The sequence below is a fragment of the Bacillus coreaensis genome (genome assembly GCF_050586445.1).
GTDB classification, from domain to species: Bacteria; Bacillota; Bacilli; order Bacillales; family Cytobacillaceae; genus Robertmurraya_A; species Robertmurraya_A coreaensis.
In genome coordinates this window covers 102,691-115,950 of sequence record NZ_JBOCCY010000006.1, presented here as the reverse complement: position 1 = coordinate 115,950, position 13,260 = coordinate 102,691, and the positions used below count along the sequence as shown (strand labels likewise).

At 39.6% G+C, this 13,260-nt stretch carries 12 protein-coding genes and 1 pseudogene; 1 reads left to right on the top strand and 12 read right to left on the bottom strand.

Annotation, left to right across the window (positions count from 1 at the left end; translation table 11 throughout):
- Window positions 1-156 precede the first annotated feature (156 nt).
- On the top strand, window positions 157-1,155 hold the full coding sequence (locus ACQ5H4_RS11530; RefSeq protein WP_430775227.1) for a M23 family metallopeptidase: 999 nt from the start codon (window positions 157-159) through the stop codon (window positions 1,153-1,155).
- 44 nt (window positions 1,156-1,199) lie between these two features.
- Here ACQ5H4_RS11530 and ACQ5H4_RS11525 read toward each other — a convergent pair whose 3' ends face one another.
- The 12 genes and pseudogenes from ACQ5H4_RS11525 to sufC form a co-directional block, all read right to left on the bottom strand.
- Window positions 1,200-1,307, bottom strand: coding sequence for a methionine/alanine import family NSS transporter small subunit (locus tag ACQ5H4_RS11525; RefSeq protein ID WP_430775058.1), 108 nt, complete (start codon window positions 1,305-1,307; stop codon window positions 1,200-1,202).
- Window positions 1,307-2,824 (bottom strand): sodium-dependent transporter, encoded by a 1,518-nt coding sequence (locus tag ACQ5H4_RS11520; RefSeq protein WP_430775057.1) that lies wholly within the window; start codon window positions 2,822-2,824, stop codon window positions 1,307-1,309. Before ACQ5H4_RS11520 ends, ACQ5H4_RS11525 begins: the two co-directional genes overlap by 1 nt.
- Before the next feature lie 331 nt (window positions 2,825-3,155).
- Window positions 3,156-3,896: a sporulation protein YunB gene (yunB, locus tag ACQ5H4_RS11515; RefSeq protein WP_430775056.1), complete on the bottom strand. Its 741-nt coding sequence runs from the start codon at window positions 3,894-3,896 to the stop codon at window positions 3,156-3,158.
- Window positions 3,897-3,984: 88 nt separating this feature from the next.
- Window positions 3,985-5,082 carry an HD-GYP domain-containing protein gene (locus tag ACQ5H4_RS11510; protein ID WP_430775055.1) on the bottom strand — a complete coding sequence of 366 codons (1,098 nt, stop codon included), beginning with the start codon at window positions 5,080-5,082 and terminating at the stop codon, window positions 3,985-3,987.
- A 221-nt stretch (window positions 5,083-5,303) separates the two neighbouring features.
- Entirely contained in the window at window positions 5,304-5,606 is a 303-nt protein-coding gene (locus tag ACQ5H4_RS11505) for a YunC family protein (RefSeq protein WP_430775054.1), read from the bottom strand.
- Between the two features lie 71 nt (window positions 5,607-5,677).
- A complete protein-coding gene (locus ACQ5H4_RS11500) occupies window positions 5,678-7,042 on the bottom strand; it encodes a bifunctional metallophosphatase/5'-nucleotidase (protein WP_430775053.1) in 1,365 nt (454 codons plus the stop codon).
- 24 nt (window positions 7,043-7,066) lie between these two features.
- Window positions 7,067-7,909 (bottom strand): annotated as a pseudogene (locus tag ACQ5H4_RS11495) (DUF72 domain-containing protein).
- 82 nt (window positions 7,910-7,991) lie between these two features.
- Window positions 7,992-9,389 carry a Fe-S cluster assembly protein SufB gene (gene sufB / locus ACQ5H4_RS11490; RefSeq protein ID WP_119709820.1) on the bottom strand — a complete coding sequence of 466 codons (1,398 nt, stop codon included), beginning with the start codon at window positions 9,387-9,389 and terminating at the stop codon, window positions 7,992-7,994.
- Window positions 9,390-9,433: 44 nt separating this feature from the next.
- Window positions 9,434-9,871, bottom strand: a complete 438-nt coding sequence (sufU, locus tag ACQ5H4_RS11485) for a Fe-S cluster assembly sulfur transfer protein SufU (RefSeq protein WP_430775052.1) — start codon at window positions 9,869-9,871, stop codon at window positions 9,434-9,436.
- Window positions 9,861-11,090 (bottom strand): cysteine desulfurase, encoded by a 1,230-nt coding sequence (locus tag ACQ5H4_RS11480; RefSeq protein ID WP_430775051.1) that lies wholly within the window; start codon window positions 11,088-11,090, stop codon window positions 9,861-9,863. The genes sufU and ACQ5H4_RS11480 overlap by 11 nt, the downstream gene beginning before the upstream one ends.
- Window positions 11,090-12,400, bottom strand: coding sequence for a Fe-S cluster assembly protein SufD (gene sufD, locus ACQ5H4_RS11475; RefSeq protein WP_430775050.1), 1,311 nt, complete (start codon window positions 12,398-12,400; stop codon window positions 11,090-11,092). The genes ACQ5H4_RS11480 and sufD overlap by 1 nt, the downstream gene beginning before the upstream one ends.
- Window positions 12,401-12,416: 16 nt before the next feature.
- Window positions 12,417-13,202 (bottom strand): Fe-S cluster assembly ATPase SufC, encoded by a 786-nt coding sequence (gene sufC, locus ACQ5H4_RS11470; RefSeq protein WP_430775049.1) that lies wholly within the window; start codon window positions 13,200-13,202, stop codon window positions 12,417-12,419.
- Between the last annotated feature and the right edge of the window lie 58 nt (window positions 13,203-13,260).

Genomic DNA, 13,260 nt, shown 5'->3' with positions numbered 1-13,260 from the left:
TCACACTATGTAGCTATTTCAGACTACTCCTGAATCACTTTAACATAATGAAGATTATACGACAAGCAAGAGACTTACTATTACCAGTAATTGATATATATTGTTTTAAATGATTTAAGACAAACTAAAGCATGTTAATTCTTTTGAAGGAGGATCATCGTGCGGAAACTGCTAAAAGGAATCTTTATTTTTCTTGTTATTATTGCTTTATTACCTTCTGATCGATATGCACATGCCCAAACCGATCAACAAACCATTTATGCCAAACGACTCGAGCTATATAAAGAAGTTGAAGCAGCTACCAATATTCCTTGGTACTATATGGCCGCTGTTGACCAATATGAAAGAAGTCTTAGGCAATCTCGACGTGATTTGCCGAAAGCGGAAGGTCTAACTGGCATTTACTACAAACCAGAGGTATGGGTTGGCCCGCTGAACCCAAATCTTGAAGATGAGAATCCGATATCCATTAAGTACTTTAACGGTTTTGGAATCGATGGGAATGGGGATGGCAAGGCGAGTTTGAAAGACGACGAAGATGTTCTCTTTGCTTTTGCCAACTTCATCCTATCTTATGGAACCGACCATGATAATATAAAAATTGGTCTTTGGGATTATTATAAACGAGACAAAACTGTAGGGATTATTATCGGCAAGTCCGAAATTTATAAAAAATATGGTCGACTGGATCTTGATAGTCACGCCTTTCCAGTACCACTTAGAACCGATTATAGCTATCGAAACACATGGGGAGACGCTCGTGGCTGGGGTGGACGACGCATGCATGAAGGAACAGATATTTTTGCCCACTATGGTGTTCCTGTTCGTGCAACCTCATATGGCATTGTTGAGATGAAAGGCTGGAACCGTTTTGGTGGCTGGCGAATCGGGATACGTGATATTAACAATAACTATCATTATTTTGCCCATTTAAGCGGCTTTAGTAAGGATTTAAAGGTAGGACAAATCGTTGAACCTGGAATGGTCATAGGCGGTGTAGGAAGTTCAGGTTATGGACCTCCTGGAACATCAGGGAAATTCCCTCCCCATCTTCATTATGGAATGTATCGTGACAATGGTTATACCGAATGGAGCTATGATCCGTTTCCACATTTAAAACTTTGGGAACGCCAAGAACGTGCTCGACGAAAATAAAAAGAGGACTAACGGATTCATCAAACCGTTAGTCCTCTTTCTAATTAGTTAGCTTTTTTGCCTTTAGAATAAGCATTTGCCACACTTGCTGCAAATCCACCCCAAAGAATAACCATACCAACAACCATCATAACAATCGCACTCGTTGACATTATTTTGAAACCCCCTTGCTTTCAGTTGAAGGTAAATCTAATGCACCTTTTTGCCACTTGAAAGCAGCGAATACAAATCCAACAACAATGGCAGCTAATGCTACTCCCCAACCTGTATATAATAGGAAGCTTGTTGGATATCCTTCGTAGTTATCTTTTAAGTTATTGATGAAGTTTTGAATCATCATATATCCTAAAACAACTGGTGTAATAACACCTAAGCAAACTTTCCACCATGCACCTAAAAGCATATCGGACATGCTATTCGCATGCTGTTGAAGAACCTTCATTTCACGTAATACCCATGCCACTATTACTACTTCCGCAAATCCAGCTACAACGATACCAAATTGGTTGATGAAATAGTCTGCAGCATCAAGGAAGTATAATCCACCTTGAGTGGCAAATAGAATCGAAATGATCGCCGAGATTCCTCCACCTATCGCTACTGCTTTGTTACGTGAAACCTTAAATTTGTCTTGAATACCAGCTACATACGTTTCAATGATTGAAATTAGTGAAGTTAAACCAGCTAATACTAAACATAAGAAGAAAATGGATCCTAATAAACCATTAAATGCAGGGAACTCACTAATGATCTGTGGGAAAACAACGAATGCTAACCCTACTCCACCTGCAACTACTTCACTAACAGCGACACCTTGCTGCTGAGCCATAAAACCTAAGGCAGCAAATACACCAATACCTGCTAATAATTCAAAACCAGAGTTAGCAAAAGCTGTGATAAAAGCATTATTTGTTAAGTCTGTCTTCTTTGGTAAATAACTAGAATACGTAACCATAATCGCAAAACCAATCGATAAGCTGAAGAAAATCTGACCGTATGCAGCAACCCAAACCTTAGGTTCTGCAATTAAGCTCCAGTTTGGCTTGAAGAATGCATCCAAACCTTGAGCAGCTCCATCTAATGTTACAGCGCGAACGACGATTACAAGGAATAAAATAACAAGTGCCGGAATAAAGATCTTGTTCGCTGCTTCAATACCCTTTTTAACACCTTTAAAAAGAACACCTAGTGCAATGACCCAAACTAGTACTAATGGAATAAAAACACTAGGAACGATGCTTCCAACCTGACCTGGTGCTTCAGCAAGCTTTAAATAGTCACCAAATAGGAATGTTCCTGGGTCCTTGCCCCATTTTTCTCCGAAAGAGAAGTAAGCAAATGACATTGCCCAAGCGATAATAACAGCATAATATGTTGAGATAACAAATGAAATCGCAACTTGCCACCAGCCAAGCCATTCAGATTTCTTGTTTAGACGAGCGAATGTTAATGGAGCTGATCCGCGATATTTATGACCTAATGTAAACTCTAGAACGAGAAGCGGAATACCAGCAGTTAAGATAGCGAATAAGTACGGTAAAAAGAATGCCCCTCCTCCATTTTCATAAGCTACTGCGGGAAAACGCCAGATATTTCCTAGTCCTACAGCTGATCCAACTGCTGCCATGATAAAACCTGCACGAGTCCCCCATTGTGGACGATTATCCATAGTAAAAATGACCTCCTACTGAGTCCCAAACTTTTTTCCTTATTTTAGAAAATAATTGGAACTTTTTATATTTTCTGATTATTTGATTTAATCTAAAATTAGTATAGCTAGTTTTTGTCCATCTGTCAAAACTTTATTTTTAGAATAATAATTTTGTTTAACACGTTAATATAGTAGAAGATGTGAAAATTGTGAAAAAACTAACATTTCAGAATATTATTCTCACCTACTTTTCTCCCTCCTCTCTCCATTTCAGCCACCCCTTTCTTCAAATTTTCTATAGAAAAAAGTCAGAAGAACACAGATTTCCTCTGACTTTTTCACTAACTGATTAATTGTCCATCGGCAACTCAATTGATGCACCAGAATCACCGCCGCCCCCGTTATAAAACTGTGGGACCTCGCCTTTGATCAGACCAGTCGCAACCGGCACATCCTCTTTAACGGTAATAATTTCCGTAGCAAATGGAATGATGATCTGTACCTTTACTTCTACTTGAACATGTATTTCCACCCAAGTATTATTAATTCCCAATTCTTCTTTTATTGTCTTAAAGGTGGAGGTAACAGAACCGATTGAGTTAAATTTTATTGGTATTTTTGGTCCTAAGTTACCTAATAGGGCATTATTGGTAGCCTGCCCTAATGGAACATAATAAACGATACCGTTTTCCTTTTTATCTGTATTGATTTCAATATCGGTGAAGGATTCAAGCTCTGAGAGATCTCCTTTTTCTGCCTTTTTAATATTGTCTTGTACCAACTCAGTTACTTCTGCTTTCACACGGTTTAGATGTTCTGCGTTTAGGAACACCACATCGCCATCACCGGTCTCTTCGAATTTTATATCCATAACATTTGTTATTTTTTTACTTACTGCATTATTTATGACGAGTGAAGCAATTTTTCGAGTTTGTGAGTTTGCATAGCTAACAAGTGTAGGCTTTAGCCCCTCATTTATTATCCAAAGACCAGCTGCTGTTGAAAAAATAAAAAACACGAAGGTAAGTAAAAAAACATATCTGAACGGCAATGGACCTCTCCGCGGCAGACGACCGCGAAATTTACGCAAGACAAATCCCCCCTTTACAAGCTATATGTATGCTGTAAAGGAGGGAACTAGCGCAAAAATATGAATTTTTTTAACTTTGATAGACTAGTTACGCTTTTTTAGGAAAGGTTGTATCGCATTCAAGAATCATTGTTGATAAGCTTTTGCTTAGGTCAAGTTCGTATGGGTCAATGCTTTTACCATCTTCTTCAATGATCCTTACAACCGGCCGGTCGCTGACTCCCATGTTTTGTTTGGATACAACTCCTTTACGACCATCATCAAGTATCACCGTAATTCCTACAGGGTAAATGGCTACCCCTTTACGAAATGCCTCTATTATTTTTGGATCAAAAAGGGTTCCTGACCCTGCAAACAAAATTTCTAGACCATGATGGGGTAGCATAGCATCACGATACACTCGATTTGAGGTAACCGCATCAAACACATCAGCTACCGCAATAATTTTCGCAAGCTGGTGAATATCTTCTCCTTCGATACCTCGTGGATATCCAGTCCCATTTAGCCGTTCATGATGCTGATACGCACAATGAGCAACAATAAGGGACATCGCTGGAACATTACGAAGCATTTGAAATCCTTCTTCAGGATGCTTTTTAATCTCATCGTATTCTTGATCTGTTAATTTTCCTGGTTTCTGAAGAATTTCACATGGTACTTTCATTTTCCCTACATCGTGAAGTATGGCTCCCATCCCAAGTATTTCAAGTTCTTTAGGAGTTAACTTTAACTTCATTCCAATCGCTAGAGAATACATAGTCACATGTAAGGAATGTGTGAAGATATAGTTATCATATGTATAGACATCAGCTAACATGGTTAACAAATTTTCATTATTTCTCAACTCAAATAAAAGCTGTCGAATCAGATCTTTAAATCTTTTTGACGCTTTTTCAATAACAAATGTAGAATTAAATTTGCTATCCATTTGAAGCTCATGGAAAGTGGTTTCAATCGTTTGGACAGCCTGTCTGCGAATCGAATCGGGGAGTACCTCGATATACTCGATCCCTTCTGTTACAGAATCTTTTATATATATGTAGGTGATGCCCAGCAGTTGTAAGCGATTAAGCATTTTTTCATTTAACTCTACTCCCTCGCTTAGTAAAATCTGACCTTTATCACTTCTAACTGTTTTACCAAGTATAGTTCCAGATTCTACATTAGCGGTAGCTACTAGTCTCATTATAGTTCTCCTGTATTAGTCTGACTGATATTATTCAACAAGTCCTGACAAATTCCTACTTTATCTACTAAGATAACTCTATTATCGACTAAATATCAACATACTTTAGTACCTAATTTAAAAAATAAATAGGTCAATTGACTATATTTGCTTATCAAGCAGAACAAACTAATTTCCTATTATCCAATTAAAACTAAAAAAAGCGCATATCCTGCGCCTTTTTAAATCATTTTTAACATGGCATCTTTTCCAAGCATACCCTTTGTAATCCCTAAATTTTCTGCTTCAAACGTTACAGATTCTAAAGGTGCCTCCAAAAGCTGCTCAATGGTTTTAACGCCAACGGCTCTACCGGCAATTACTTTTCTATCCTTAAGCTTATCATTGAGAAGTGCCACATCAAGAGCACCACACATGATGTATCCTTTATCATTGCTCACAACGAGCAAATTTGTTTTTGGGAGTTTTACTGATACACTTAAAAAAGTGTGTCCATTGATTTCAATAGGTGAAAGCTCAATCACTTGCTACACTCTCCTTTCTTCCTTATCAATTTATGAAATAGGAAGAAAAAATGTGAGTTTCATTTGCCTAGCTATTGCAAGTTTTGAAGCTTCCAGCGTAATAAATCACGCATAAATTCTGGGAAGAAGAATACTTTATGCTCCGCTCTTCTAATCTCAGGGAACAGCTGACCAAAAGTAAACATGTCTGGAATGGCTAATTGATAACGTGTTTCTCTTTCTATTTTATTACCATTAATATAAAAGGAGAGTCCATTATTCTCATGCTTCACCTCGACACCCTCAAAGATCATTTTCCCCATGAAAGTACCACGAAATCCAAACCCCTTAATCACCATATTTCTCCACTTCTCATCTAATGCAAGTCGGATGACTTCTTGATATTCAGCACCTGAGAGCTCGACCACCGTGGGATTTATGGGATGTGGACAAATTGTTAATAAATCGTATTCCGTAACCATTTCACTTGGTAAATCATGCAATATTAACCCTTCGTTTAAAAAGGCACTATCTACGTTACACCAGCTGCGAAGAGTTTCACAAAGAAGGCGTGCTAGCACTTCCCTGGATCGGTAAGGCTCTTTTATTCTAGCAACTTCGGTAAATAGCAAAGCCTTTCCTTCCTCATACAGCCGATTCTCCTCTTCCTTTTCGTTATCTACATAAGGAAGTTTATTTGAATCATAAGCAATTGCTCGCTTTTTCATCACGCGAAGTGTCTTGCTATCAATCGTAAGTGTTATATGGCCAACAAACATTCCGTACTTTCCTGCAGCACCTAGAATGACATCATTTATTTCTTTTCCTTCATGAAACACATGATGGGTATGCGCCCCTAAAATCACATCAATTTCAGGAAATTGTTCAGCAATAGCTTCATCTTCATTTATGCCTAAATGAGAGAGGAGAATGATGATGTCTGCCTCTTTTTTTACTAGGGCTAGCTGTCGCTGTAGTTCTTCCATCGGTTCGGATAGTTCCCAGCCCAGCTGTCCATAAAAATGGGAAAAGTAGGCGGTCAAACCGATAACAGCCACGCGTGCTTTATTTTTCAGCTCATAAATATGATATGGCTCTACCCACTTAGGACGAGTACCTTTAGCTGTAAAAAAATTGGCTACAATCACATCAAATGTTCTCTTTTGATATAGAGTGTCTAAATCTTCGAAGGAGAGAGTAATTCCTTCATTATTTCCAATCGTTACGGCCGTGTATCCCACTTCATTTAATAACAGGGTGTTCCGCTTTCCCCGTGTAGCATCTGTAAGAGGATGCCACCGGTCCATATGATCACCTATGTCAAATAGAAGAACGTCTTCGTTTGCACTTTGGTGAAGGTCTCTTCTTCTCTGTAAGAAAGAGCTGATTCTTGTCCAGTGCTCGAAATGGCTATGTAAGTCATTCGTGTGATAAATATGAATATCTTCTAAGGTCATACTGTCTCTCCCCTTACAAAAATGCTAAAACAAATCAAGCTGGCGAGGAGCTAAGTTTTCATACTCGATTCCGAGTAGATCAATCAGCTCAAGCGCGTTATCAGCGGCATCTCCACCAGAATTATTATTAAAAACAATGTATAGATGTTTCGTTTCTTTTTCTAGTTTTTTTATATGCTCTACCCATTGTCGCAATTCATTCTGATTATACCGATATAAGTATCTGACTTCCCGCCAGTTTTCTGTACGTTTTTGCCAACCATGCACGTTTCTTCCATGAAAACGAATTAGCAGCTTCTCTTTCCCTAGTGATTCGAGCACAGTAGGGACAGAACCCTCTCCGGATTGCGGTTCATCGCAAATGCTATGAATCCACTTTTCCTCCTTCATAAATTGAATGGTTCGTTCATAAAAGGAGGGACGAAACCACGATTGATGACGAAATTCGAGAGCACATGGGATATTCCCCATCTGTTTTTTGCACCAACGCAAGTATTCAACATGCTCCCTTTTACAATCAAACCAAGGCGGAAACTGAAACAAGACCATAGCTAACTTTTTGCTTTCTATATAAGGTGTAAGAGAATCCTTAAACCCTTGAAACATTTGCTCTTTGCTTTCAAAAGGAATCTCTCCTCTCGAATGTCCTGTCATCCCTTGATATGCCTTTACAATAAAACGAAAGGAAGACGGGGTATCCTCGGTCCATCTTTGCGCATTTTTAGTAGGCTGTATAGCCTAAAAGGAGGAATCAACTTCGACAGTTGGAAAAAAACCAGCATACTCTTTTAACTTATTTCTAGGTGAGGTATGTGGACCATACAAGCGATCCTGGTCACCCCAACCAGTCACTCCGATATAAATCATTACACCCCTCCAACTATTGTCCTCATCATATCATATGTATGAAAAAACGTTCACCTTCTAGGGTGAACGTTTCCTTTATTTCTTAACCGATAGAACCTTCCATCTCGAACTTGATTAGACGGTTCATTTCAACTGCATATTCCATCGGAAGTTCTTTCGTAAATGGTTCAATAAAGCCCATTACGATCATTTCTGTTGCTTCTTCTTCAGAAATACCACGGCTCATTAGATAGAACAATTGCTCCTCAGAAACCTTTGAAACCTTCGCTTCATGCTCTAATGAGATGTTATCGTTTAGGATTTCGTTGTAAGGAATCGTATCTGAAGTAGACTGGTTATCCATGATTAGTGTGTCACACTCGATATTCGCACGTGCTCCGTCTGCTTTACGTCCAAAGTGAACGATTCCACGGTACGTTACTTTTCCGCCTTGCTTAGAAATCGACTTTGAAACGATTGTAGAAGACGTATTTGGAGCTAAGTGAATCATTTTCGCTCCAGCGTCTTGGTGTTGACCTTTACCAGCTAGCGCGATAGATAAGGTCATTCCACGAGCACCTTCACCCTTAAGGATTACCGCTGGGTATTTCATTGTCAACTTAGAACCGATGTTTCCGTCAATCCATTCCATTGTTGCGTTTGCTTCACAAACCGCACGCTTTGTAACGAGGTTAAACACGTTGTTTGCCCAGTTTTGAATCGTTGTATAACGGCAGTAAGCATCTTTTTTGATAATGATTTCAACAACAGCACTATGAAGGGAGTTTGTTGTATAAACAGGTGCTGTACAACCTTCTACATAGTGTACATGTGCGCCTTCATCAACAATGATAAGGGTACGCTCGAACTGACCCATGTTTTCAGAGTTGATACGGAAATATGCTTGAAGTGGAGTTTCTACCTTTACACCTTTTGGTACATAGATGAAAGATCCACCTGACCATACAGCCGAGTTTAATGCAGCAAATTTGTTATCCGTTGGAGGAATCACTTTTGCCCAATGCTCACGGAAGATGTCTTCATTTTCACGAAGGGCAGAATCAGTGTCCTTAAACACAATTCCTAAGTTTTCAAGGTCTTCCTGCATGTTGTGATAAACAACCTCAGATTCGTACTGAGCAGATACACCAGCTAAGTACTTTTGTTCAGCTTCTGGAATACCAAGCTTATCAAATGTTTGTTTAATTTCTTCAGGAACTTCATCCCAAGAACGTTCTGTCTTTTCTGAAGGTTTTACGTAGTACGTAATTTCATCAAAATTTAAAGCTGCTAAATCTCCACCCCATTGTGGCATTGGCATATTGTAAAAATGCTCTAGTGATTTCAAACGGAAATCAAGCATCCATTGTGGCTCTTGCTTCATTTTTGAGATTTCTTCCACGATTTCACGTGTTAATCCACGCTTCGAGCGGAAGATAGACACATCTTTATCGGCAAAACCATATTTATAATCACCGATTTCAGGCGCTTTTTTAGCCATTGTCGTGTTCCTCCATTCGTAGGAGCATGCGTTTATGCTTCCCCTTATTCTTGTTCTTCTTTCATGCCTTTTTCCATTGCCTTCCAAGCTAAAGTCGCACATTTGATTCGCGCTGGAAATTTGGACACACCTTGTAACGCTTCTATATCACCTAAGTCTAAGCTATCGTCGTACTCTTTACCTTGCATCATTTGAGAAAACACTTCCGAAAGCTTTAATGCTTCATCAAGCTTTTTCCCTTTGATAGCTTGCGTCATCATAGAAGCAGATGACATAGAGATGGAGCAGCCTTCTCCTTCAAATTTCGCATCCTTCACGACACCTTCCTCAAGCTTAAGTGTAAGCTGAATCCGGTCTCCACATGTAGGATTATTCATGTTGATGGTTAGGCTATCGTTTTCTAAAACCCCTTTATTACGAGGGTTCTTGTAATGATCCATAATTACCTGTCTATAGAGGGTATCTAAATGATTAGAAGACATCGCTAAAATACTCCTTTGTTTTGATAAGCCCTTCCACAAGCTTATCAATCTCTTCTTCGGTGTTGTACAGGTAAAAGCTGGCACGAGCCGTTGCCGTTGCCTTAAGCCATTTCATAAGTGGCTGTGCACAATGATGACCAGCACGTACGGCAATACCTTCTGCATCAAGCACTGTTGCCACATCATGCGGATGAACATCATCGATATTGAAAGTAACCACACCAGCACGAAGACCTGGATCTTTCGGGCCATATATCGTCATGCCTTCAATTCGTGATAACTTCTCCATCGCATAAGCAGCAAGCTTATGCTCGTGAGCTTCTATATTTTCTAAGCCAATTTGCTCAAGGAAATCAATCGCAGCCCCAAGTCCAACAGCACCCGCAATAATTGGAGTACCTGCCTCAAACTTCCAAGGAAGCTCTTTCCAAGTAGATTCGTATAAATCTACAAAGTCGATCATTTCTCCACCTGTCTCAACCGGCTCCATTTTTTCTAGATGCTGTTTCTTCCCATAAAGAACTCCAATTCCAGTTGGTCCACACATTTTATGGCCAGAAAAAGCTAGGAAGTCGCAGTCTAGATCCTGTACATCAATCTTCATATGTGGAGCAGCTTGGGCACCGTCAACCACCATGATCGCACCATTTTCATGAGCGATCTTGGCAATATCTTTAATCGGATTCATAACACCTAAAACATTTGAAACCTTCATCACGGATACAATTTTGGTATTTGACGTAATGGTTGCTCTTACATCGTCTAGGCTAATTGTTCCGTCCTCTTGTAGAGGAATGTACTTAAGAGTAGCACCCGTTTTTTTGGCTACTTGTTGCCAAGGAATAATATTGGCATGATGCTCCATAAAGGTGATAACAATTTCATCACCCTCACGAAGATTATCTGAACCATAGCTGTGGGCGACCATGTTTAAGGCTGTAGTTGCTCCACGAGTGAAGATTATCTCTTCGGTAGATTTTGCATGAATAAACCTTCTAACCTTTTCACGCGCCCCTTCATAAGCGTCGGTTGCTTTTGTACCAAGCGTATGAACACCTCGGTGCACATTCGAATTATATTCTTTATAATATTTCTCTAACGATTCGATGACCGAAATGGGCTTTTGAGAAGTCGCTGCGCTATCAAGATACACTAATGGTTTGCCGTTCACTTCTTGATGTAGAATCGGAAAGTGACTGCGAATATCCTGAATATTCATTATCTTACTTTCCTTTCGATAACTTCCACTAGTTGCTTTTTCACACCTTCGATAGGAAGCTCGTTTACAACAGGAGCTAAGAAGCCATGAATAACAAGGCGTTCTGCTTCTGTTTTAGGAATTCCACGGCTCATTAGATAGTAAAGTTGAAGTGGATCCACGCGTCCTACTGAAGCCGCGTGTCCTGCCGTTACATCATCTTCATCAATAAGAAGAATAGGGTTAGCATCCCCACGTGCTTTTTCACTAAGCATTAATACGCGTGATTCTTGCTCCGCATTTGACTTAGTTGCACCGTATTCAATTTTTCCAATTCCATTAAAGATAGAAGTAGCACTGTCTTTCGTTACACCATGCTTAAGGATTTGGCCATCCGTGTGCTTGCCCCAGTGAACAACACTTGTCGTGAAGTTTTGTGTTTGCTCCCCACGTCCAACAGTGACCATTTTCATGTCGCCAACTGATCCATCTCCAACAAGGTTTGTCACGTTATCAGAAATAGTGTTACCGTCATTCATTAAACCAAGTGCCCATTCAATCCGAGAGTCACGTCCTGTTACTCCACGGCGGTTTACATACGTTGTTACACCTTTAGCTAATGTATCAACTGCACCGTATTGAACAGTCGCGTTTGTACCTGTAATTACTTCCGTTACGATGTTAAAAATTGAGCTTGCTTCTTCGATCGTTGAAATATAGTTTTCAACATAAGTCACAGAGCTATTATCTTCAGCCACTACAAGAACATGGTTGAACACATTTGCTTCCTTGTCATCATGAATAAATACCGCTTGAACTGGTGCAGAAACTTCTACGTTTTTAGGAACATATAGGAACACTCCACCGTTCATTAATGCCGCATGAAGAGCAGTAAGCTTGTGCTCATCAACCTTTACACCGTCTTTCATGAAGTACTTTTGTAAAAGATCCCCATGCTCACGAGCAGCAGTAAAGATATCTACGAATACCACGCCTTGATTTTTCAATTCCTCTGAAACAGAAAGAATTGTTGGGCGGTTATTACGTTGGATATATAATGTTTTCTCGCCTTCTTCTGTACCGATCAATGATTTTACTTCTTCCGGAAGATCAGCAAGAGTAGAATAATCTTCACTCTTAACGATATGCTTATCGAACTGAGTAAAGTTCCACTTTGTAATATTTGTTTTATCAGGTCTTGGAAATGAGAGGTTATCAGCTGAGGCTAACGCATTTACGCGAAGTTCTGTTAACCAAGCTGGCTCACCCATCTCTTTTGAAAAAGAAGTCACATATTCCTTATCGAATGGTAATACGGTTTCTGTAGTCATGTCTGGTCCCCCTAACTTACGCTTCTTGCCCGACAGTTTCGTCCTCAATGCCAAGCTCTTTTTTAATCCAATCATATCCTTCAGCTTCTAAACGTTGAGCAAGCTCAGGGCCACCAGATTTAACGATACGTCCCTGCATCATTACGTGAACGAAGTCAGGTGTGATGTAGTTTAATAAACGTTGATAGTGAGTGATCATTAAGCAACCAAACTCAGAGCTACGCATTTCGTTAATTCCTTTTGAAACAACCTTTAACGCGTCGATATCTAATCCAGAGTCGATTTCGTCAAGGATTGCAATCTTTGGCTGAATCATCATTAATTGCAGAATCTCGTTACGCTTCTTTTCTCCACCAGAGAACCCTTCGTTTAAGTAACGTTGAGCCATATCTGGGTCCATTTCTAAAAACTCCATGTTTTTGTCCATTTGACGGATAAATTTCATTAAAGAAACTTCGTCTCCCTCTTCACGACGGCTGTTAACAGCTGAACGCAAGAAGTCCGCATTTGTTACCCCACTAATTTCACTTGGGTATTGCATCGCTAGGAATAGACCAGCACGTGCACGCTCATCCACTTCCATTTCAAGTACATCTTCTCCATCAAGAGAGATTGAACCAGAAGTTACTTCATATTTAGGATGTCCCATAATTGCAGAAGACAAAGTAGATTTACCTGTTCCGTTAGGTCCCATGATTGCATGGATTTCTCCACCCTTAATTTCAAGAGTTACCCCTTTTAGAATTTCTTTCTCATCGATTGACACATGTAAATCCTTAATGGATAAAGTTGACCCTGACATATCTATTACCTCCATAATTTGAAAGAAAATTAGTTATCTCTTTGCTATAAAAACTTTA